This window comes from Flavobacterium sp. HSC-32F16, assembly GCF_024171645.1.
GTDB lineage: Bacteria > Bacteroidota > Bacteroidia > Flavobacteriales > Flavobacteriaceae > Flavobacterium.
Genome location: NZ_JALKAC010000009.1, coordinates 234,693 through 256,810 on the forward strand (window position 1 = coordinate 234,693; position 22,118 = coordinate 256,810).

Annotated in this window: 18 protein-coding genes; 10 read left to right on the top strand and 8 right to left on the bottom strand. The window is 34.0% G+C overall.

The genetic code is table 11. From position 1 onward, the window contains the following. Window positions 1-94: 94 nt before the first annotated feature. The 3 genes from L1276_RS21080 to L1276_RS21090 all read right to left on the bottom strand — a co-directional run bounded on the left by L1276_RS21080 (window position 95) and on the right by L1276_RS21090 (window position 3,688). Window positions 95-1,354: an alginate export family protein gene (locus tag L1276_RS21080; protein WP_253791333.1), complete on the bottom strand. Its 1,260-nt coding sequence runs from the start codon at window positions 1,352-1,354 to the stop codon at window positions 95-97. 72 nt (window positions 1,355-1,426) lie between these two features. Then, the gene (locus tag L1276_RS21085; RefSeq protein ID WP_253791334.1) at window positions 1,427-2,932 is read right to left on the bottom strand and encodes a nitrate/nitrite transporter; all 1,506 of its coding nucleotides are present in this window, start codon (window positions 2,930-2,932) and stop codon (window positions 1,427-1,429) included. A 96-nt stretch (window positions 2,933-3,028) separates the two neighbouring features. Continuing rightward, window positions 3,029-3,688: a response regulator transcription factor gene (locus tag L1276_RS21090; protein ID WP_253791335.1), complete on the bottom strand. Its 660-nt coding sequence runs from the start codon at window positions 3,686-3,688 to the stop codon at window positions 3,029-3,031. A gap of 317 nt (window positions 3,689-4,005) precedes the next feature. Here L1276_RS21090 and L1276_RS21095 point away from each other — a divergent pair, with 317 nt between their 5' ends. The 3 genes from L1276_RS21095 to L1276_RS21105 all read left to right on the top strand — a co-directional run bounded on the left by L1276_RS21095 (window position 4,006) and on the right by L1276_RS21105 (window position 7,818). After that, window positions 4,006-4,776: a TlpA disulfide reductase family protein gene (locus L1276_RS21095; RefSeq protein ID WP_253791336.1), complete on the top strand. Its 771-nt coding sequence runs from the start codon at window positions 4,006-4,008 to the stop codon at window positions 4,774-4,776. 189 nt (window positions 4,777-4,965) lie between these two features. Next, window positions 4,966-6,585 carry an ABC-F family ATP-binding cassette domain-containing protein gene (locus L1276_RS21100; protein WP_253791337.1) on the top strand — a complete coding sequence of 540 codons (1,620 nt, stop codon included), beginning with the start codon at window positions 4,966-4,968 and terminating at the stop codon, window positions 6,583-6,585. Between the two features lie 219 nt (window positions 6,586-6,804). Next, window positions 6,805-7,818, top strand: coding sequence for an RNA ligase family protein (locus L1276_RS21105; RefSeq protein ID WP_253791338.1), 1,014 nt, complete (start codon window positions 6,805-6,807; stop codon window positions 7,816-7,818). A gap of 48 nt (window positions 7,819-7,866) precedes the next feature. On the opposite strand, the gene L1276_RS21110 is transcribed toward L1276_RS21105, so the two are convergent. Both L1276_RS21110 and L1276_RS21115 read right to left on the bottom strand, forming a co-directional pair. Further along, window positions 7,867-8,040 carry a hypothetical protein gene (locus tag L1276_RS21110; protein ID WP_253791340.1) on the bottom strand — a complete coding sequence of 58 codons (174 nt, stop codon included), beginning with the start codon at window positions 8,038-8,040 and terminating at the stop codon, window positions 7,867-7,869. A 104-nt stretch (window positions 8,041-8,144) separates the two neighbouring features. Beyond that, window positions 8,145-9,473, bottom strand: a complete 1,329-nt coding sequence (locus L1276_RS21115) for a hypothetical protein (protein ID WP_253791342.1) — start codon at window positions 9,471-9,473, stop codon at window positions 8,145-8,147. 181 nt (window positions 9,474-9,654) lie between these two features. Here L1276_RS21115 and pyrR point away from each other — a divergent pair, with 181 nt between their 5' ends. From pyrR to L1276_RS21150, 7 genes are all read left to right on the top strand, one after another. Then, a complete protein-coding gene (pyrR, locus tag L1276_RS21120; RefSeq protein WP_253791344.1) occupies window positions 9,655-10,194 on the top strand; it encodes a bifunctional pyr operon transcriptional regulator/uracil phosphoribosyltransferase PyrR in 540 nt (179 codons plus the stop codon). A 115-nt stretch (window positions 10,195-10,309) separates the two neighbouring features. Further along, window positions 10,310-10,951, top strand: a complete 642-nt coding sequence (locus L1276_RS21125; protein WP_253791346.1) for a hypothetical protein — start codon at window positions 10,310-10,312, stop codon at window positions 10,949-10,951. Window positions 10,952-11,026: 75 nt separating this feature from the next. Then, window positions 11,027-11,953, top strand: coding sequence for an aspartate carbamoyltransferase catalytic subunit (locus tag L1276_RS21130; RefSeq protein ID WP_065449375.1), 927 nt, complete (start codon window positions 11,027-11,029; stop codon window positions 11,951-11,953). Between the two features lie 229 nt (window positions 11,954-12,182). Continuing rightward, window positions 12,183-12,515, top strand: a complete 333-nt coding sequence (locus L1276_RS21135; protein WP_253791348.1) for a ribonuclease Z — start codon at window positions 12,183-12,185, stop codon at window positions 12,513-12,515. A 95-nt stretch (window positions 12,516-12,610) separates the two neighbouring features. Beyond that, the gene (locus L1276_RS21140; protein WP_253791349.1) at window positions 12,611-13,516 is read left to right on the top strand and encodes a ribonuclease Z; all 906 of its coding nucleotides are present in this window, start codon (window positions 12,611-12,613) and stop codon (window positions 13,514-13,516) included. A gap of 123 nt (window positions 13,517-13,639) precedes the next feature. After that, window positions 13,640-14,284: a pyridoxamine 5'-phosphate oxidase gene (gene pdxH / locus L1276_RS21145; RefSeq protein ID WP_253791350.1), complete on the top strand. Its 645-nt coding sequence runs from the start codon at window positions 13,640-13,642 to the stop codon at window positions 14,282-14,284. A 171-nt stretch (window positions 14,285-14,455) separates the two neighbouring features. Beyond that, window positions 14,456-14,956: a CAP domain-containing protein gene (locus L1276_RS21150; protein WP_253791351.1), complete on the top strand. Its 501-nt coding sequence runs from the start codon at window positions 14,456-14,458 to the stop codon at window positions 14,954-14,956. A gap of 120 nt (window positions 14,957-15,076) precedes the next feature. Here L1276_RS21150 and L1276_RS21155 read toward each other — a convergent pair whose 3' ends face one another. From L1276_RS21155 to L1276_RS21165, 3 genes are all read right to left on the bottom strand, one after another. Next, window positions 15,077-17,008 (bottom strand): OmpA family protein, encoded by a 1,932-nt coding sequence (locus L1276_RS21155; protein ID WP_253791352.1) that lies wholly within the window; start codon window positions 17,006-17,008, stop codon window positions 15,077-15,079. A gap of 12 nt (window positions 17,009-17,020) precedes the next feature. Next, window positions 17,021-17,938, bottom strand: a complete 918-nt coding sequence (locus L1276_RS21160) for a type IX secretion system membrane protein PorP/SprF (RefSeq protein ID WP_253791353.1) — start codon at window positions 17,936-17,938, stop codon at window positions 17,021-17,023. 76 nt (window positions 17,939-18,014) lie between these two features. Then, window positions 18,015-22,118, bottom strand: a 4,104-nt coding sequence (locus tag L1276_RS21165; RefSeq protein ID WP_253791354.1) for a gliding motility-associated C-terminal domain-containing protein, incomplete at its 5' end; no start/stop codon positions are given.

Below are 22,118 nucleotides of genomic sequence, written 5' to 3' on the forward strand. Positions count from 1 at the left end.
TTATGATATTTTTTGATATTATATTATAAAAAAAAACTGCCCTTTTTCAAGTAGAAAAAAAGCAGTTGTAAAATTTCAAGGTTTAAAAATTTCGTTATTTTTTATAAGTGAAAATTCTAGGATTTACGGATATCATTAACCAAGCCCAATTGTTGGTATGACCCGCATCTCCATTTTTAATAAATTCCATAGTTTTAGAACCAAACATTTGAGAGTATCCTCCGGTAACGGTAATGTCTTTTTTGAAATTATAACCAAAAGCAGCATCAATTTCAGTTCCTAAATACGAATCTAATTTTTCGTTTAATGGAGTAACTACATCAGCAGCCGATAAAAATATATGCGGACTCAAAGTAAACTGCCATTTGTTTACATTGTAGTTTAATTTGATAAAAGCATCTTGTAAACCCACATTGTTTAAGTGATTTCCAACATAAAAATAATCCATATAACCATTAAAACCGTGGTTAGTTCCAAATATCGGGTTGAAGGATTTAATTACTGTGCTTCCGTCGTTTGATGCTTTTCCTGATAAAAATTCGTAACCTAAACCAGCTTTAAAAGATTCAGTTATGCTGTAATTAAAATTTGCTGCGGCATTCCATGCACTTACTTGCAAATCTGTACTTTTTCCGGTTTGTCCATATGCCCAAAAATTACTGTCTATTTTGCTTGTTTTGTAGGTTAGGTAAGGTCCAAAAGTTTGTTTGTAGTCTACTAATAATTTAGCATCTGTATTAGCATATTCGTAACCTGTGTTTAATACTAGAAAGCTTAAACCAAAATCGTTGCTAAATTGATTATGGTACCATGCATATTGCAGCGCTTTATAATTAGCAACCGTATAAGGTGTTTGTAAAGTATTTTCGGCTGTAGAATTATAAGCACCTCCAAAATCTAATTTTTGTTTTTCAGTTTGATAAGAAACTGTAAGAGCGTCGTGACTTTGTCCTTGCTGTGCCCAATCCATTTCTCCTAAAATACGCTGATTGTCATATGACAAAACCTGACGTCCCATTCTGGCGCTCCATTTTTCGGTAAAATTATATTGTGCCCAAGCTTCAAAAACAGCAACCCCGTTTTTATCTGCAACAGCTGTTGGTGCAACATCGCCCCATGTTCTGGTGTTTTGTAAAGTTAATTTAACAATTAAATCCTCTTGTTTGTAATTGAAGTTTAAACGTGAACGCTGTGAGATTTGTGACGTTCCTTTTTGACCTTGCTGTAAAAGTTGTTTGTAACCGTTTCTGTATTCAAAACGAGGCCTGATCTGCAGATTTACATCTAATTCCTGAGCCTGGATTTCAAAACTTAATCCTACTATCAGAATTAAAATTAATTTTAATTTTTTCATAAAATTGCTATGTTTTTATCGGGGTAAAATTATAAGAAAAAGCTGTAGAATACTATGATTACAGTCATATTTCTAATAATTTTCTAATATTGGTTTAATCTGTTGTAACTCAATTGTCTTTTTATCAACAAGTTGTTTTTTGTTTTTAATTTTTAAAATGGTGTAATGCATCCAGACTAAACAACCAGTAGAAAAAAGCAGTATAAAAATCCATGAACTTGACCAGATTCCGGTTGCAGTTAATAAATATCCAAATATAATTGGACCAAAGAAACCTCCTAAACCACCAATCATTCCAACCATTCCGCCTACAACACCAACTTCATTTGGAAAATATTCGGGAATGTGTTTGTAAACGGCCGCTTTTCCAATTCCCCATGAAATTCCAATTAGAATTACCAGAATAAGGAAAACCCACATATTGGCATCAAATTTAATAACTGTTACGCCTTTGGCAATTAGTTCTTTTTTTGCTACATTTTGATTTTGGGCAACCACAATATTCTGCCAGCTTGAGGTAGTTGGAAAAATAGCATTTTCATCTATTACAGAAGCCTTTTGCATAATTGGATATTCTTTATCACCAACTTTAACGGTTTTATCGTTGATTTCATTTACAACTCCTTTTTTTGCTGCTAATATTCCGGGGCCGGCTGTGGTGATTTCCATTTTCGGAATCATTAGGAAAGCACTTAAGATTACAGAAGAACCTAAAACCCAGTACATCACTTTCCTAGCACCAAATTTATCTGACAAATAACCGCCAAAGGCTCTAATTACACCAGATGGAAGGCTGAACATAGTAGCAAATAAACCGCCCATTACTAAACTGGTTTGATACACATTCATGAAATTAGGAAGAAGCCATTGCGAATAAGCGACAAAACAGCCAAATACTAAGAAATAATACGCTCCAAAACGCCATACTCGTGCAGATTTTAGTGGTATAAGCATTTGAGAAACGGTTTTAGTATTGTTTTCCACTTTTTTATTTTCAGTGAAAATCAAAAAAGCAATACCTATTGTGACTAAAGAAACAGCGTAAATAACAGGAAGTATTTTCCAGCCGTTTTGCGGATCATCAATTGAAAAATGATTTAATAGGGAAGGAGCTAAAAAGGTTGTAATAGCTGCTCCGGCATTTCCCATTCCGAAAATGCCTAAAGCTCGACCCTGCCATTCTTTTGGATACCATATTGAAGTATAACCAATTCCGACTGCGAAACTTGTTCCGACCATTCCGAAGAAGAAACTAAGTAAGGCAAACATAAAAAAGCTGTCGGCGTAGGGAAGGAGAAATAATGGAATTGAGCTTAGGAGAAGTAAAAGAGAAAAAACATATTTTCCTCCAAATTTATCTGTCAGGATTCCAATTGGCAGACGCATAATGGAACCCGTTAAAATAGGAATTCCTAAAAGCCATCCTACCTGAACAACGCTCCAATGGAAAATTCCGTTATCGACTAAAAAGGTTACTAAAACCCCGTTTAATGTCCAGCAGGCAAAACACACTGTAAATGCCAATGTGTTCAAAAATAAAATTTTGTGTGATTGAGATAATGAGTTTGTAGTTTTCATAGCACTTATATTTTTATGTAAAAATAAGTACTATAACTTAGTTAAAAGATGCTAAAACGCAGTTTTTGAAAAATAATTAAGTATTTATACTTAATTTTAAATCAAAGAATACTCAGTTGCTTTATTAGAAAGTTCCATTAAGTTTTTTACTTTCAGTTTTTTCATCAGGTTAAAACGGTGAACTTCGGCAGTTCGTTTGCTGATGTCAAGAGCTTCGGCGATTTCCTTGTTTCCTTTTCCGGATAATAGCAGCGTAAGGATTTCTTTTTCTCTTTTGGTAATCATCATTTCGTCACTTAAGTTTTGCTTAGGTTCTAATGAATTAGACGGATTTGTCAATTGACCAATTAAGATAGAAGAAATATCGCCGCTGAAGTATTTTCCGCCAGCAGAAACCGTATGAAGTGCTTTTAAAAATTCTTCTTTAGAAGATCCTTTAAGTAAATATCCGTCTGCACCGGCTTTTATAGATTTCAAAACATATTCTTCCGATTCGTGCATAGACAGCATAATAATTTTTACATCATTGTTTTCACTTCTAAGTTTTTCTACTAGTTCGATACCTGTTAAGTTTGGCATACGAATATCGGCTATAAGTAAATCGGGTTTTGTTTCGGCCACAACATCAAGTGCGTCGGCACCATCGATTGCTTCGCCGACAACCTCAATATTTGCTTCGTTTTCCAGTAAAGATTTGATTCCGTCTCTAACAAAAACATGGTCATCTGCTAATACTACACGAATGATATTACTCATAATTTACTTAATTTAGATTCTGGATTTTTACGTATATTCATCTATAACGAAGACGCTAATATACGTACTTTTTTTAAAAGTAAATTCCATTTTGTTGAAATTCCAAATTCCAATATTAAAAAATCATTAGAAAATTAAATTCCAAAATATAAATTTAAAATATGACTGAAGTCAGCTTTGTTTTGTGTGTAATCTCTTCTTACGTCAAGATGATAAAAACAGAAATTAAAATTTGTCAGCTTTGCGAAAAACCTTTTTCGTTCTTTGCGGTTAAAAAAAAACGTACTTTTGATTCCATAATTACTTCGTAAAATTTCATGAAAAAATCAATCATCATCATAATCACATTTTTATTTTTCACTTTTTCTTTTGCTCAAAATAAATTTGGAAATCCTGAAGTTGATCCCATTCAAATTCAAAAAACTTTCCAAGATTGGTCTACTTACAATAAAAAAATAATGCTTTCCAGAGATTTTACAGCTCTAGACGCATCTTCAAAAGAAATTTCAAAAGAAGCTTTTCTGGATAAATTAGCAAACGGAAATTTCATCCCAATCCGATTAAAATCTGACGATTCAGTTTACTATTATAAACTCTTTAAAATTCAGCCAAAATCAGATACTAGTATAAAAGCAACGATCAACCAAATTGGTTTTGATGCTCTTAAAAACTACAAAATGGAAGGAACGGCTTTTCCGCAATTCTCGTTTCAAGATTTAGAAGGAAATCTGATTACCAACGAATCCATGAAAGGAAAAATCATCGTAATAAAATGCTGGTATATTCACTGTACGCCATGCATAAGAGAATTTCCTCAGGTAAATAAACTAACTGAGGAATACAAGGACCGCAAAGATATTCTCTTTATAAGTTTAGCCGAAGATTCACCGGAACAATTAAAAACATTCTTAGCCAGAAAACCCCTTTCGTATTTTGTAATTCCAAATATGAAAGACTATATGAATGAAGCTTTACAACTGAATTCATTCCCAACACATTTTATTCTAAATAAAGAAGGATTAATTTCTAAAGTCCTGCCCAATTTTGAAAGCTTAGAAGTAGCTTTGGCAAAAGAAAGTAAGCTGTAGAATTTTGAAACCATATAAGTTCATATAAGAGATTATAAGTTTGATTTAAATAAACTCATATCACTTATATATTGGAAATCAATTACCGTAAATTATAAGTTTAGCTTTAATAAACTTATATCACTTATATGGTGAAAAAAATTAAACCTTTTTCCGTACTTTTGCACCAAATTAATTAAAAAGACATTCATGTTAACAGTCAATAATTTATCAGTTCAATTTGGCAAACGAATTTTGTTTGACGAAGTAAATACCACATTCACTCACGGAAATATTTACGGCGTTATTGGAGCCAATGGTGCTGGAAAATCTACATTTCTAAAAATTATTTCAGGTGATATGGACCCAACTTCTGGGCACATTCATTTAGAGCCGGGAAAACGTATGTCGGTTTTAACGCAAAACCATAATTTGTTTGATGAGCATACCGTTTTGGAAACCGTTTTAATGGGAAATAAAGTTTTGTATGCTGTTAAAAAAGAAATGGATGAACTTTATTTAGACTACAACGATAAAAATGCAGACAGAATAGGGGAGCTTCAGGTTCAGTTTGAAGAAATGAACGGATGGAATGCTGATTCTGACGCTGCGGCAATGTTGTCTAACTTAGGAATTAACGAAGAACATCATTATACCACAATGAGTGATTTGGAGGGAAAAATTAAAGTTCGTGTGCTTTTAGCACAGGCACTTTTCGGAAATCCTGATTTGCTTATTATGGATGAGCCTACCAACGATTTGGATTTCGAGACAATCGCTTGGTTAGAAAACTTCTTAGCAAACTATGAAAATACAGTAATCGTTGTATCTCACGACCGTCACTTTTTAGATGCAGTTTGTACACATATTTCTGATATTGATTTCGGAAAAATCAATCATTACTCAGGAAACTATACGTTCTGGTACGAGTCTAGCCAATTAGCGGCAAAACAACGTGCACAGCAAAACAAAAAAGCAGAAGAGAAGAAACAAGAGTTGGAAGAATTTATTCGTCGTTTTAGTGCAAACGTTGCGAAATCGAAACAAGCAACTTCTCGTAAAAAAATGATTTCGAAATTGAATATTTCTGAAATCAAACCTTCAAGTCGTCGTTACCCTGCGATTATTTTTGATCAGGATCGTGAAGCCGGAGATCAGATTTTAAATGTAGAACACTTATCTGCTTCTGTAGATGGTGAACTTTTATTTAAAGATGTTCATTTAAATATGGCAAAAGGAGATAAGATTGTTCTTTTCTCTAAAGATTCACGTGCTACAACTGCTTTCTACGAAATCTTAAACGGAAACCAGCAAGCAGATTCTGGAACTTTTGATTGGGGTATTACAACAAACCAAGCGTATCTTCCTGCTGAAAACCATTCTTTTTTCGAAAATGACTTAACTTTAGTAGACTGGTTACGTCAATACGCTAAAACTGAAGAAGAACGAGATGAGGTATTTATTAGAGGTTTCTTAGGGAAAATGATTTTCTCTGGAGAAGAAGCTTTAAAAACATCCAGAGTTTTATCTGGGGGAGAAAAAGTACGTTGTATGCTTTCCAGAATGATGATGGAGCGTGCTAATGTTTTAATGCTTGATGAGCCAACAAATCACTTAGATTTGGAGTCTATTACGGCTTTCAACAACTCATTGAAAAACTTTAAAGGTTCTGTAATTTTTACAACACATGACCATGAGTTTGCACAAACTGTAGGTAACAGAATCGTAGAATTGACACCAAACGGAGTTATTGATCGTTACATGACATTTGATGAATATCTTGATGATGAAAAAATTCAGGAACAAAGAAAAAAGATGTACAATCTTTAATCTTTAATTACAATATTAAAAATCCCAAATTCCAATTAAATAGAATTTGGGATTTTTTTTGCGTCATACTTTTGGAGAGTTTTCCAAGGATTACATAATGATGATCATTAATAAAATTGCAATAAATATCCTGAATCCCATTTCGGATTTAAAATGTCTTTAATCCATGTTTTAAAAAGTATTTATTTTCTTACATTTGCATCTTTAAAAAAATAAAGTATGCTTTCTGAATATGAGAAAATGCCTGATACTCTTAAAAAACTTGGGCTTGAAAGTAATGATTTCTCTAAATTGGAGAAATATAAATGGGTTGTGACAGAAAAAGTGCACGGTGCAAATTTCAGTTTTGTTTACGAAAAGAATAATTTAAAATTTGCTAAACGCAAAGAATATTTATCCTGGAAAGATGACTTTTTTGGGTACCAGCTTGTGGTAAATAAATTGGAAGATAAAATCCTCAGACTTTTCGAAAAGTTGAGTACACAAACTAAAGCCTCAAAATTGATTGTTTATGGAGAACTTTTTGGAGGTAAATACCCTCATGTAGATGTATCCATTGAAGAAAAAGTAAATGCTATTCAAACAGGCGTATATTATTCGCCAACAATTGAGTTTTACGCATTTGATATTGCTGTAGAAGTAGAAGGGAAAACCAAGTATTATCTTGATTATAAAACATCTTTGGACTTATTTGAAGAGTTTGAAATATTTCACGCAAAACCGCTCTTTATTGGGAAATTAAACGAAGCTGTCAATTTTAATAAAAGGATAAATTCATCAATCCCTAAAGCATTAAATCTGCCTGAAATTAAAGATAATCTTATTGAAGGAATAGTGATTAAACCTTATAATATGGATCTGGATATCAAAATTGCGCGACCAATAATAAAGCTGAAAAATGAAGAGTTTGACGAAGAAAAAAAGTTTCATCAAGCAGAAAAATGGTCCTTTGTTTCTAATTTGTCTTCAAAGACAGAAAGTTTGTCATTTATGATGGATGAATTGAGAAATTACATAACAGATAATCGTTTAAAGAGTGCTATTTCAAAAATAGGAAGTTTAAATTTAAATGATCAATTGAGGATTGAAGAAATCAAAACAGAATTTTATCAAGATGTGATTGTTAGTTTTAATGAAAATAATGATAATATTTTAGAAGAATTAACTGTTGATGAACGAGAATGGCTTAAAGAAAGAATAATCTTTGAAGTTAATAAAATGATTTTTTCTTAAAGTGGAAAAAAATCCCCGTTATTCTCATAACGGGGATTTTTTTATGTCTTATTTCTTGCCGAATATCTTAGCAAAGATCCAGATAATAATCGCAACAATAAAGATTACGATGAAAATCCCGAATCCCATTCCGGCTTTAAAAATGTCTCCTACTAGTTCGCAGCTTGTAAATGAAAATAGTATAACGAATACCATTAACAATCTTAGTATTTTATTTTGCATGATGTTGAGTTTTTAAATTCAATATTAAAATTACTTCAGGAATCTTGAAAATTTGTTATAGAATTTTTTGGAAATGTTTTAGGATTATTGCTTGTATTTATTTTTTATGGCCTAATAGCTTTCGAAAGTTTTTCTACTAAATCTCCAATTTGAATTAAATTTGGATTTCCAGATTTTGAACTTTCTGTTGACACTCTTTTTCTTAGAGGATCTTTGTGGATTTCTTCCAATGCCGTTTTTATATAGTGAATGTATTCTGCATTATCTTCACTACAATTCTTTTTGAGTTGCTCAGAAAAACCAACGATAGATTTAGCAAGTACCATTTTATAAGCATAATCTTCAATTATGTTTTTTTGTCTAATATATTGATTTGCACAAAAAATAGCTCCAATAATTGGAAATGGTAACAGCGAAACTCTTGCAATAAAAATAAAAGTATCATCGGTGATTTCTGTTACTATCCAAATTCCTATGGATATTGATGTGATTAAACATAAAATAGCTCCAGTTATCCAGCTTCCAAAAATCCATTTATTGTTAGCTTTATTATATTGTACCTGAAATGAAGCGCTAATTCCTTCAGCTGTTTTGTAGTTTAAGGCCTGTTTAGCAGAATCAATTAAATCTTTAGCTTCGTTAATTATGTTTTCTCTTTCTGATTCATATTCTGCTAATTTTTTAGAGTTTTCTTCTGTAGCAAATTCTAATTCAGTTAGTTTTTTCTCTCGATCTTGAACTTTGTTTGCAAAAGATGTAATTAACTTTTCATTTGATTTACTTTCATTAGTGGATAAAGTTATTGCTTGTAAATTTTTATTTGCCGCCGCTCTTGCAACTGAAAGTTCGTTATTATAAAATTTTATCTTTTCTGATTCTGAAATTAATTCATCTCTTCGTTTTAATATTATTTCTAATTCATTTTCAATTTCTTCTAATTTTTCTTTTGAGGAATTAATATTTTCATTTATCGTTTCGTTATCAGATTCAATATTTTCTTTAGTAGTTTTTATTAATTCTAAATTTTCTTGAGCTTCAATTTTTAGTCGGGAAATATTTCCAATTTCTTGTTCGAATTCTATTTGGCGTTCAGTTGTATTTCTAATATTAAAGCTTCTCAATAGTATTTTTAAAGCTTCGAATTGAGGTATATAATTGTTTGGGGTTTGAAAATATGTATTTATTGCGTCTAAATAACTATGAATTGTGCTTCTTTCTGAATAGGTTGAAAGCGCTAAGAATTTATTTGGAGATTTTGCTAAAGTTGTAATATCAATAAGAAGATTTTCAATTCCTATAATAAGTCCTTTGTACGTGTATTCATTTTCACTTCCATATGTATTGTCTTTGTTTTCTTGAATTGGTGCAGTTTTGATTTTATCTCGAATTTCATCACGAATAGTTCTAATATTTTTAATAGAGGTTGTTTCCATGGTTTAATAAGTTAGTTTTTGGTATTTCGCTAAAATATAGATTTTTAGCTTTAAAATGTAATATATTTCTTGATATTTAAAAAAGTTTTAGAAATAGATAATAAAATATTTTCCAACCCCAACACCCCAACAAATAAAATCAGATTCCGTATATTTGCCCAACCAAACATTACAATTACTTATGAGCCAAAAAGTATTACTTAATTCAAAAGAAGTTACTATCATACTCCATCGTTTGGCTTGTCAGTTAATCGAAAAACATCTTGATTTTACTGATACTATTTTAGTGGGAATTCAGCCAAGAGGTGTTTATTTAGCTGAACGTTTAAAACAATTATTAGAAAACGAATACAAGGTTCCTGAAATTTCTTTAGGATATCTGGACATCACTTTTTTTAGAGATGATTTCCGTCGTACTGATAAACCGCTTGAAGCCAATAAAACTCAAATCAATTTTATAGTCGAAGACAAAAAAGTTATTTTTATCGATGACGTTTTGTTTACAGGAAGAAGCATTCGTTCTGCTTTAACTGCCATTCAATCTTTTGGAAGACCTTCAGAAATTGAATTATTGGTTTTGATAGACAGACGTTTCAGCCGTCATTTACCAATTCAACCCGATTACAGAGGTCGTCAGGTAGATGCTATTAATGGCGAAAAAGTAATAGTGAGCTGGAAAGAAAATGATGGTGAAGATGTTGTTCACTTAGTGACAAATTAGTTTAATCATTAAAACTGTTTAATCGTTTAACTGTTAATTTGTTTAATCGGAAAGTGTCGATTAAACGGTTCAGCGAATAACCGATTAACCATTATAAAGAATTGAAAATATAATCATGACAGAAAACGAAGAGTTTATTTTTGAATCAATTTTTAATCAGATAAGAATGGGATTTCTTTCTATTGATGAAATCAAAGAAAATATCATAGAAGAAATTGAAGATAATGAGTTTGAAGATGAAATTTCTGAAGAATGGGCTTTTGAGAAAATCGACCAAGAACACCAAAAGTTACTTGAGGAAAGTAAACAATGGAAAAGCCCAACAGATACTGAAAGACTTATAAATGCGTTTGATGAATTAGCTGATGAAAACATAGTAGCGCTTCACAATGCGGGTTACACTACAAGCGACGGCGAATACGAAGTGGTTGAGGTTGAGAGAGAACTTCAGGAAAATGAAGTTGTGTCTGACGGTTATTGTTTTTATCACGAACAAGATTTAGCAAGAGCAATTGCTATTGAAGATCCAAGTTTGTATATCGCTTTTCAAAAAGTTGATAATTCTGATGAAGCAACAACCATTGAAGTTGGTAAACGAGTTGCGGAAGTTTTAATAAATAACGATTTCAAAATAAAATGGGATGGCTCTGCACGAACAAAAATTGAAATTCCGGGTTTTAGATGGCAGAAAATTTTTGATGAAGATGCAAGAGATCTGCAAGATTATAGTGAGGTGGTAGACAGAATGATTCAATAGAGTAGCTGCTCTTTAAAGAAGCACTGAATATTTTAGGAATTCAGGAATTTGACAAATAATATTAAAGAAATAAAAATGAAAGAATTAAGCGTAAATCATTTATTAGGAATAAAATATATCAACGAGAATGATATTAACCTGATTTTTGAAACGGCAGATCATTTTAAAGAAGTCATTAACAGACCCATTAAAAAAGTTCCTTCATTACGAGATATTACCATTGCCAATATTTTCTTCGAAAACAGTACGAGAACAAAACTTTCCTTTGAATTAGCGCAGAAACGTTTATCTGCTGATGTGATCAGTTTTTCTGCAGCTCAGTCATCGGTAAAAAAAGGAGAAACCCTGATTGATACTGTAAATAATATCCTTTCGATGAAAGTTGATATGGTTGTAATGCGCCACTCTAATCCCGGAGCGGCTTATTTTTTATCTAAAAATGTCAAAGCAAGTATCGTAAACGCTGGAGACGGAGCGCACGAACACCCAACTCAGGCTTTATTAGACAGTTATTCTATCAGAGAAAAACTGGGCGATGTAGCCGGAAAAAAAGTAGTCATTGTAGGTGATATTCTACATTCAAGAGTTGCCTTATCTAATATATATGCTTTGCAGATGCAGGGCGCAGAAGTAAAAGTCTGCGGACCAAAAACGCTGATTCCGAGATATATTGAATCACTTGGTGTTACGGTTGAACCCAATTTACGCAAAGCCTTAGAATGGTGTGATGTTGCGAACATGCTTCGTGTACAAAACGAACGTATGGATGTAAACTTCTTCCCGTCAACACGTGAATACGCACAGCAATATGGAGTGGATAAACCGCTTTTGGATTCTCTTAATAAAGAAATCGTAATCATGCACCCGGGACCAATTAACAGAGGAGTAGAGATTACATCTGAAGTTGCTGATTCTGATCATTCCGTGATTTTAAATCAGGTAGAGAATGGTGTTGCAATTAGAATGGCGGTTATTTATCTTTTGGCTTCTAAAATACAATAGTTAAAAGTTTCATGTTTAAAGTTTCAAGTTTTGGAACGTGAATATTCAAATGTCACCCTGAGCGAAGTCGAAAGGCTTTTACATGACGAAGGCTTCTCCCGAAGCCTCGGGATCGCCCAGCCTGACAAACTTGAAACCCTGAAACCTAAAACTTGAAACAACAAACAAAAAACTTCGTACCTTAGCGCTCTGAAAAATCAATTTTTATATAAGCCCCACAAATTATAAAATGAAAGTAGATCAAAAAGGACATACCGTAACGATAAAGGACACGCAAGGCGATTTTAATGGCTTTGTAGAGAAAGTGACGCAACAGTTTAAAACCTTTGAAAAACATAATATTATAATCGATTTATCGTCAGATTCTGAATTGACGGAAAAGGATTTGAAAGTTTTTTTACCGCTTGTAAAGCTTCAGAAAAAAGCAAAAAAATCGTTTGTAATCGTAGCTTCTGATCTTGATTTTAATGCTGTTTCAGATAAATTAGTCGTGGTTCCTTCTCTTTTAGAAGCACACGATATTATCGAAATGGAAGAAATAGAAAGAGACCTCGGGTTTTAATTGTAGATTTTAGAGTTCAGATTTTAGATTTTGAATGCTGAATAAATCTTAAATCCGAAGTCAATCAATTTAAAATCAACAATCTAAAATCTAAAATGAAATTAACCATACTTGGCTGTTATGCCGCAACTCCCAGAACATTTACTAATCCCACTGCGCAGGTTTTAGAAATCAAGAACCGATTGTTTTTGATTGACTGTGGTGAAGGAACTCAGGTACAGCTTAGAAAAAATAAAATTAAATTTTCAAAAATTAATCACATCTTTATTTCGCATCTTCATGGCGATCATTTGTATGGATTAATTGGGACAATTTCGACTTTTTCTCTTCTGGGAAGAACTACCGATTTACATATTTATGGTCCAAAAGGAATTAAGGAATTAATTCTGCTTCAATTAAAATTGACAGAATCCTGGACGACTTATGATTTGTTTTTTCACGAATTAGAATCAAAAGAAAGTGAAGTTATTTTTGAAGATAAACGTGTTATTGTCAGAACAATTCCGTTGAAACACCGTGTTTATACAAATGGTTATCTTTTTCAGGAAAAGCCAGATGAAAGAAAACTAAATGTTGAAGCTGTTCAGAGTTATGATATTCATGTTGCTTACTATCAGAAAATAAAAAATGGAAGCGATATTACGCTTGATAACGGAACTGTGATTGAAAACGAAAAACTTACGTTTGATCCTCCGCCTTCAAAAAGTTATGCTTTTTGTTCGGACACGGTTTATAATGAAGCTGTAATTCCTATTATTGCCAATGCAGATGTTTTGTATCATGAATCTACGTTTTTAGAATCTGAAGCTCCTTTGGCACTGAAAACTTTACATTCAACGGCAAAAGAAGCTGCTAATATTGCTTTAAAAGCCAATGTAAAACAGTTAATTTTAGGTCATTATTCTACACGTTATGACGGAATTGAACGCTTTAAAGAAGAAGCCGAAACTGTTTTCCCGAATGTGGTTTTGGCAGATGACGGACTGAGTTTTGAATTATAATTTTAAGGTGCTAAGATTCTTAGATACTAAGCTTCTAAGATTTTACTCATCTGCAAAGTGTCATCCTGACAAACCTGAAACCTGAAACCTGAAACAAAAATCAACAATCTAAAATAATAAATCATGAACGATTTAAGCAATTATAGAAAGTCTTACGAGAAAAGTGAATTATTAGAAACTAATATTCCTGAAGATCCAATTAATCTTTTTAATCGCTGGTTTCATGAAGTGGAAGATTTCGGCGGAAACGGCGAAGTAAATGCTATGACGGTTTCTACTATTGGATTAGACGGATTTCCAAAATCCCGTGTTGTTTTATTGAAGAAATTTTCAGAAGAAGGATTTATATTCTACACTAATTATAATTCTGAAAAAGGAAAAGCCATTGAAACGAATCCAAATGTTTGTTTGTCTTTTTTCTGGCAGGAAGCAGAGCGTCAGGTGATTATTAAGGGAATTGCGCAAAAAACTTCTGAAATTATTTCTGATAATTATTTTGATTCAAGACCAGACGGAAGCAAATTAGGAGCAATAGTTTCACATCAGAGTGAAGTTATTCCGTCCAGAACATTTTTAGAAGAAAATTTAAAAAAACTTGAAACTCAATTTGAAGGAAAACCTATTCCAAGACCTGATAATTGGGGAGGTTATTTAGTAACGCCATTACAAGTCGAATTCTGGCAGGGAAGACCTAACAGACTGCATGATAGAATTCGTTATACCAGCCAATCTGATTTTTCATGGACGATTGAGCGTCTTTCTTCTTAATTTGTAAGATTTTTATTTTATAATTAAAAATATTAGTGTATTTCATCGATTATTTTTGTAGTTTACCGATAAATTGAATACGTTTGGCGTAAGAATTTTAAGAGCAATTTGTCACATAATATAAAGAATTTGCCCCAACATCTACTTTAGAACTTTTAACTACCAATGATTATGAAAAAGATTATGTGCGCCATGGTGTTCATTGTGATGTCAATCACAATGAACTCATGCTCTGCTGACAGCGCCGAGGGAAATGAAGATGTGACTACGACAGGACAGGTAATTACAAGTTATAATTACAATGCTTCTGAACTGGAAACGATGCAGTTAATAAACGAATACCGAGTAAGTATTGGTTTGAATGCATTAGAAAAAAACAATCATATTTCTTATAAATGCGAAGAGCATAACAAATACATGATTGACAATACTGTTGTAAATCATAATGATTTTACGGCTCGTTCTAACAATATTATCAATGTATTGGGTGCTAAAAAAGTAGGCGAGAATGTGGCTTACAACTACAAAACTTCTGAAGCTGCGCTAAAAGCATGGCTTGAAAGTCCTGGACATAAGGAAAATATTGAAGGTAATTATACCCATTTTGGGATTTCGGTTACAACTGATGCATCCGGAAAAAAATACTACACGAATATTTTCGTGAAAATTTAAAAGAGAAACGTTTGAACTGGTTGGTTAGTTGTCGTTGTGATTCCTGATTTGCAACGACCGTTTTTTTTAATAAAAGCTGTCTTTATAGACAGCTTTTATTTTTTGAAGTCAATTTTCCGGTTACAATCCGGTAATAATAAATTCGCTTCGTCTGTTCATTTGGTGTTCTTCCTCGGTACAGTTTACCCCGTCAGAACATTGATTTACCAGCTGCGTTTCACCATAACCTTTTCCGGTTAAACGGTTTTTGGCTACTCCGTTTTTAATAAGCCAGTTTATGGTCGATTTTGCTCTTCTGTCAGATAAAGCTTCGTTGTATTGATGTGTGGCTCTGCTGTCTGTATGCGAACGAATATCAAGTTTCATTGTTGGATTTTGATTTAATACATCGAGTATTTTTTCTAAATCCAAAGCGGCTTCGGTACGAATGTTAGATTTATCCAAATCGAAATAAATCATTTTAATCCCAAAACATTTTCCTAGATCATCGCCAACAGCAACTTTACAAACCGATTTATCAAGTGCAATAGGAAGATTGGTTTTTCCTGTTGTTCTTACAATCTTAACATCAACTTCTTTTGTTGCATAGTCTGGTTTTTCGGCTCTCACACTATAATTTTTACCGCATTCCACTGCAAAACTATATTGTCCGGCTGAATTTGAAACGGTTGAATTTTTAATTTTTTGATTTTCATATAGAGTAACTTTAGAACCCGGAAGTACTGCGCCGTTTTCAGAATCTGTAATGACTCCATATAATTCCTGCAGGCATTTTAATCTTTTGGTTTCTAGAAATTTGTAGATATCATCAGAACCTTTTCCACCTTCTTTATTGGAACTAAAATAACCTTGTCTGGAAACTGGATCAATGATATAGGCAAAATCATCTTTTGGGGAATTAATATCATTTCCTAAATTTTGAATACCGCTGATGGTTCCGTTGTCTTCAATTTGACCGACAAAAACATCTAAACCGCCAAGTCCGGGATGACCATCTGAAGCAAAATAAATTTCGTTTTCGCTGGTTACATAGGGAAAAGTTTCTTTTCCTTCGGTATTAATTGGTTTGCCAAGATTTTGCGGGGTTCCAAAACTTCCGTCATCATTTATGTTTACTTTAAAAATATCCGACTGACCTGTACTTCCCGGCATATCTGATGCGAAATACATTGTTTTTTCGTCAGGGCTAAGTGCTGGATGTGCTGTACTGTAATTATCACTTGCAAAAGAAACGGCGGTAATTTTAGTCCATTTTCCATTTTCAAGACTGGCTTTGTAAATTTTTACTAAAGTAATTTTATTGTCATCCTTTCCTTTTTTTCCGTCCACATAATTATTTCGGGTAAAGTAAACCGTATTTCCGTCTTTGGTAAAAACAGGTGAGGATTCGTGAAATTTGGTATTTAAAGCGGTTTTAAATTTATCTGCTTTTAATACTGCACTATTTTGTGGATCGACGTAGGCGCTATAAATATTGGTATAATATTCGCCTGTCCATTTATGTTTTCTCTGCGAAAAATTTCCAGTATCTCTGGCAGAAGCAAAATAGATTTTATTATTGTAAACAAAACTTCCATAATCAGAATATTTAGAGTTAATTCCTGCATCTTCAATTGTATAACGTCCGGAGTTGGCTTTTATCTCATCAAGATAATTGACATCTTCTTTGTAGAGTTTTCCTCTGGAATCATTCTTGTACTTCGCATTAAATTCATTCATAATTTTATTTGCCTTATCAGTCTGTCCGGTCGATCTTAAAGATTGTGCATATCGGTAATAATATTCGGCTTCGGGAGATGTATTTACGGCAAATAATTCTCCGTACCATTTTGCGGCGCCTTCAAACTCGGAATTGAAATAATAAGAGTTTCCAAGTTTTTTAAACAAATCTTCAGATTTATATCCTTTATCGGCAACCCTTTCATAAGTTTTTATAGCGTCGATATACGCATAACCATCATATTTTTTATCACCCGATTTCACTTTTGACTCTTGCGAATAGCCATAAAAAATAGGCAGCATTATTAAGCAGAGAAGTTTATAATTTTTCATAATACTTATTTTTTAGAAGAAACGAGGAGTTGTCATTTTACCATTGTTTTTAAAAAATTCATAACGCAGGAATATTTCATGTGATCCTGAATTGTAATTATTTAGGTTTGAGGTTTCACGATCGTATCCATATCCTAAATAAAGTCCGTCGGTGATTTGAAATCCAACCATTGCACTCAGCGAAGCGCTCCATCTGTAAGCTACGCCTACTGTAAATCTTTCGATAAACATAAAGTTGGCAGAAATATCGACCTGAAGTGGTGCTCCCTCGACCATTTTAGCCAGTACGGCAGGTTTGAATTTGTAATATTCTAATTTATCCAGATCAAAAACGTAACCTCCCATAAAATAGTAATTGATTTTGTCTTTGTAGATTGCCACATCATTATCATCGTATCTATTGGTTTCGATGAAGTTTGGTACCGATAAACCGATATAAGCTTTATCTGAATGCCAGTAAACTCCGGCTCCCACATTTGGGCTGAATTTATTGTCTAAATCCTGAAACTGCGGATCTCCTTGTTCTGCGGGATTTAGTTTGTTGATATCCAGATTGAATATATTGGCAGTTCCTTTAATACCAAATGACAATTTAAAATCTGCGGAAGTTTGAACAGTATACGATATATCTGCTGATATATTGTTCTCGTTTGTAGGCCCTATTTTATCATTTACAAGCGAAAGTCCTACTCCTAAATTGCTGTTGTTTATTGGAGTATTGATAGAAAAACTGCTTGTTTCCGGCGCGCCGTCAAGGCCAACCCATTGTGTACGATATAAGCCAAAAATACTTAAAGCACCGCGTGATCCTGCATAAGCCGGATTTATATTAATAGTGTTGTACATGTATTGTGTATACTGTGCATCTTGCTGTGCATAACCCGCAATGGTTACAAACATAATGACGAAAAAAAATAATTTTGTTCTCATAATAGATGTGTATTGTTTAGTGAATATGCAATGCGTTATACTTTTGTGCGCTGTATAACGCATTGCTTTTTTGTTCCTATTTAGACAGGTATAAATACCCTTCTTTTTTATTATTTTGAATAACATTGTTTCCGTCTAATGATTTATAAGTTACAATGTAGAAATAGGTACCGGTTGGTAAACCGTCAGATTGTTTTACGGTTGTTCTTCCTCTGGAATTTCCGTCAAAGGCATTGGTTGTATTGTTGTAATTGTTTGTTTCAAATACCAATATTCCCCAGCGGTTATAAATTTCTACATTGTTTTCAGGATAACAGGTTAAATCATCAATACCGTCAATTACGAAAACATCATTTTTTCCATCACCATTTGGTGAAAAAGCATTGTGAACCAAAATATTTTGACAGGCCAACACTTTACAATCGTCATTTACTTCCATATTAAGTAAAATACTTCTTGGGCAATTTTCATCGGTAATTTTATATTCGAATATATAGTTGCCAAGAGCCACACCATATGGGTTTAGGATATTTCCTTGTAATGCTCCGCTGTTGTTTGCATCCAGCCAGGTTCCTGTAATAGGCGTTCCTTGTGGTAATAAATTAGATAAGTTCAATAATGTTGTATCATCGTTACAGGCTTCACTAGCAATGTTTGATGTGCCCCTTGGCGCAACGATAATGGTTACTGTTGCAGTGTCGCAGTTTTCAGAACTTAATTTATCACAAAGACGATACATGTAAGTGTAAGTTCCAGCAGGTGTTAAGCCCGATACTCTAACATTTCCAGATGAGTCGATTGTAATATTAGGATCTGTTTTTGCACTATTGTTGTTTTCACTCAATAATGTAAAGTTTACCAGTTCGAGAGTTGCAGGAAGCTGTCCTTTTAAATCATTGCTTAAAACATTTCCAACCAAACCAAATGTATTGCATCCAATATTCGCATAATTATCATCATTTGCAATTACCGGAGCAGGAGGTGCCGGAGGATCAAGAAGAGTAATAGTTACAGTTGCTGTGTCACAATTTCCGGCATCGGCTTTTTCACAAATCTGATAGGTTAAGGTATAAGTGCCGCCTGGTGCATTTGCTGCAACATCTACAGATCCGTCAGGGTTTAGTATTAAAACTCCTTTTGGGTCTGGTGTAAATGTGGTAAGCGTAACGTCATTTGGATTAATGGCACTATTATTTAAAGTATCATTGTTTAGAACATTTACAATATTGGTTACTCCCGAAGGTCCAGTAATAGGTTGTGGTGTATCATCATTTGCTGCAATTGCAAATGTTGGTCGGGCAGTACAAAATGGATCTGCCGGCGGGTAATTTACTATTATGGTTTCGCTTGGATTAACAGAAATCGTTAAGTTAACCGTTGGGCGCAATGATTCAAATCCGTCAGCAGCCTGAACCCATTTGTTATTTTCGAAAACCCATCCCGGCCAGTCTATACCTTTTCCGCTTCCATCAACCACAACTCCCGGCCATAAAACTCGTCCGGAAAGAGCCAGATTAGTCATGGTGGTTATTACTGTATTTTGAGCATTGGCCCACGCAATTGTTACACCGTTTACAGGCGTAAAATTCACAGGAGTTACGACATAGTCAAGATAGGGAACATCGTTAACACAAATTGCAGTTGCAGTAACCGTCATAACCGGGGCTGCTATTGTAATGGTTACCGTTGCAGTATCACAATTTGAGGTTTCATCTGCTTCGCAAATTTGGTATACTAAGGTTTGAGTTCCAACTGGTGCATTTGGCAGTACATCAACAGAACCATCAGAATTTAAGTGTAAAAACTCATTTGGTGTTACTGTAGTAAGGATCACATCAGATGGCGTTACAACTATCCCTTCAAGCGTATCATTAGATAAAACATTCACTACGTTTTGTGTGGTAGTATTTATACCCGCTACAGGTCCTGCAGTATCATCATTGGCAACAATATCTAAATAAGTTTTACAGCTTACGCCAAAATCAAGATCTAGATGAACTAAGTCATCTGGTGTTACGGTTGCCATTAAAGTGCTTGCGCTGGTTGTAGAACATATAGTATGAAGCTGCGCTTTTGAATTTTTAGCTGTAATTTTTTTATCGGTTATATTCGGAAGTACTTTTACAAGTCCAGTAGCTCCCAACGTGGCAGCAACAGCATCAAAGTTGGCATCTTTTACTAATTTAATAGTGTAATCTCCATATGGATTTGCAGTTTCTGGTCTGTTTCTCCAGAATCCCTGAATTCCAATAATTACTTCTTCATGATAACCGTTTGGACCATCAACTATGATATTCGGACTAAGAGCATTTCCAAAGCCTCCAGCGTTCAATTCGCCCACATTCGAAGGTCCTTGATAACTTCCGTCGCCATTAAAATCAATCCATTCCCAAAGGCTGTAATTAATTGCTCCGTTTCCATCAGGAATATTTTTGGTTACAATTCCATCATTATTAGCATCGTACCATTCATCCTGAACACCATTGCTGTTTGTATCGTACCAAACGTAATCTCCTAACACAGGAAGTGTTGATGAACCATACTCAAAATCATGTTTTTGAATAATACAATCCTTAAGAATAGTAAAAAACAAACTCGAATCTACCGGATACAATTGATGAGCGCTGTTCAAATTAGCATCCTGAACCTGAACTAAATAATTTCCGGCTGGCATTCCAGAGAAGCTGTAACTTCCATCTGATCCGGTTAATTTTAACAAGATAGGGCCTGTAGTTGGGCTTTGCGGTATCAATGTAACAGGTACATTTGCAATTCCTGTATGAGTATCAATATTAATAATCTGACCTGATATTTTTACTGTATACTCAGGCTGTGTAATAACCACTGTTGCAATTGCAGTACAGTTTTGAGTTTCACTTACAGGAGATGTTGCAGTAAGTATGTAAGTACCGGCAGGTAAATTAGTATTGCCAACAATTTCATTTTTATCATTTCTAATAATAACTGCTGCACCAGGACTGCTGGTTACTAAAATTGAACCGTCATTTCCTCCAAAACATGAGGTATTAGTTGCTATACCGCTTACAGAAACTTTGTTTTCAACTGTAAAAGTCTGAACCAAGTTTGTTTTATTTCCAGAACAATCAGATAATGTATAGGTTCTGGTTAAGATATACGGACTTCCTTCACAGCCGCTTCCTTCGTTATTAGAATCCGAAACGGTAATAGTAACAGTTCCTGCACAATTATCAGCAGCGTCTTGTATATCCTGAGGACTTCCAACAGGAATTTGTGTCATACTTTGTAAATCGGCAAAACTTGTTGGAGCAGTTCCAGTTGGAGCAGTAGTATCTCTTACTGTTATAATTTGCGTATGCGAAACGATATTGGCGCTGCAATCACTTGTTTTCCATGTACGGGTCAAAGTATAATTTGAGCCGCATTCGTTTTGAATATCACTTTTTGTTTCGGTAAATACAATTGGTAAATCTCCATTGCAATTATCAGTCGCTTCAAGATTAGCTGGTTCAGGAACAGCATCGCAAGAAACTGTAATGTCACCAGGAAGATCACCGCTAAAAGCCGGCGATGTTGTATCCTGAATTGTAATCACTTGCGTGAAAGTATCAGAAGTATTACCACAATCGTCTTGAACCGTCCAGGTATTCGTGTAAGTTCCGGCATTTCCGCAACTTTGTGAAGCCACAAACTGACCGCTTACTTTTGTAATATTGGCCACATCGGCATCACAAGAATCTGAAGCAGTTGGAAATAAGGCTTGCGCCGAAGTCAAAGCTTCTTGATTGCTGCATTCGATAGTTTGGTTTAAAGAACCCGTTTGAGTTGACCAAGTCGGCGATGTTGTATCTTGAATTGTAATCACTTGCGTGAAAGTATCAGAAGTATTACCGCAGTCATCTTTAACCGTCCAGGTATTCGTGTAAGTTCCGGCATTTCCGCAATCTTGTGAAGCCATAAACTGACCGCTTACTTTTGTAATATTGGCCACATCGGCATCACAAGAATCTGAAGCAGTTGGGAATAAGGCTTGCGCCGAAGTCAAAGCTTCTTGATTGCTGCATTCGATAGTTTGGTTTAAAGAACCCGTTTGAGTTGACCAAGTTGGCGATGTTGTATCTTGAATTGTAATCACTTGCGTGAAAGTATCAGAAGTATTACCGCAGTCATCTTTAACCGTCCAGGTATTCGTGTAAGTTCC

Excerpts from the sequence above, each read along its gene's own strand:
- L1276_RS21080 (WP_253791333.1), bottom strand. The coding sequence starts at position 1,354 with ATGAAAAAATTAAAATTAATTTTAATTCTGATAGTAGGATTAAGTTTT.
- L1276_RS21085 (WP_253791334.1), bottom strand. The coding sequence starts at position 2,932 with ATGAAAACTACAAACTCATTATCTCAATCACACAAAATTTTATTTTTG.
- L1276_RS21090 (WP_253791335.1), bottom strand. The coding sequence starts at position 3,688 with ATGAGTAATATCATTCGTGTAGTATTAGCAGATGACCATGTTTTTGTT.
- L1276_RS21095 (WP_253791336.1), top strand. The coding sequence starts at position 4,006 with ATGAAAAAATCAATCATCATCATAATCACATTTTTATTTTTCACTTTT.
- L1276_RS21100 (WP_253791337.1), top strand. The coding sequence starts at position 4,966 with ATGTTAACAGTCAATAATTTATCAGTTCAATTTGGCAAACGAATTTTG.
- L1276_RS21105 (WP_253791338.1), top strand. The coding sequence starts at position 6,805 with ATGCTTTCTGAATATGAGAAAATGCCTGATACTCTTAAAAAACTTGGG.
- L1276_RS21110 (WP_253791340.1), bottom strand. The coding sequence starts at position 8,040 with ATGCAAAATAAAATACTAAGATTGTTAATGGTATTCGTTATACTATTT.
- L1276_RS21115 (WP_253791342.1), bottom strand. The coding sequence starts at position 9,473 with ATGGAAACAACCTCTATTAAAAATATTAGAACTATTCGTGATGAAATT.
- pyrR (WP_253791344.1), top strand. The coding sequence starts at position 9,655 with ATGAGCCAAAAAGTATTACTTAATTCAAAAGAAGTTACTATCATACTC.
- L1276_RS21125 (WP_253791346.1), top strand. The coding sequence starts at position 10,310 with ATGACAGAAAACGAAGAGTTTATTTTTGAATCAATTTTTAATCAGATA.
- L1276_RS21130 (WP_065449375.1), top strand. The coding sequence starts at position 11,027 with ATGAAAGAATTAAGCGTAAATCATTTATTAGGAATAAAATATATCAAC.
- L1276_RS21135 (WP_253791348.1), top strand. The coding sequence starts at position 12,183 with ATGAAAGTAGATCAAAAAGGACATACCGTAACGATAAAGGACACGCAA.
- L1276_RS21140 (WP_253791349.1), top strand. The coding sequence starts at position 12,611 with ATGAAATTAACCATACTTGGCTGTTATGCCGCAACTCCCAGAACATTT.
- pdxH (WP_253791350.1), top strand. The coding sequence starts at position 13,640 with ATGAACGATTTAAGCAATTATAGAAAGTCTTACGAGAAAAGTGAATTA.
- L1276_RS21150 (WP_253791351.1), top strand. The coding sequence starts at position 14,456 with ATGAAAAAGATTATGTGCGCCATGGTGTTCATTGTGATGTCAATCACA.
- L1276_RS21155 (WP_253791352.1), bottom strand. The coding sequence starts at position 17,008 with ATGAAAAATTATAAACTTCTCTGCTTAATAATGCTGCCTATTTTTTAT.
- L1276_RS21160 (WP_253791353.1), bottom strand. The coding sequence starts at position 17,938 with ATGAGAACAAAATTATTTTTTTTCGTCATTATGTTTGTAACCATTGCG.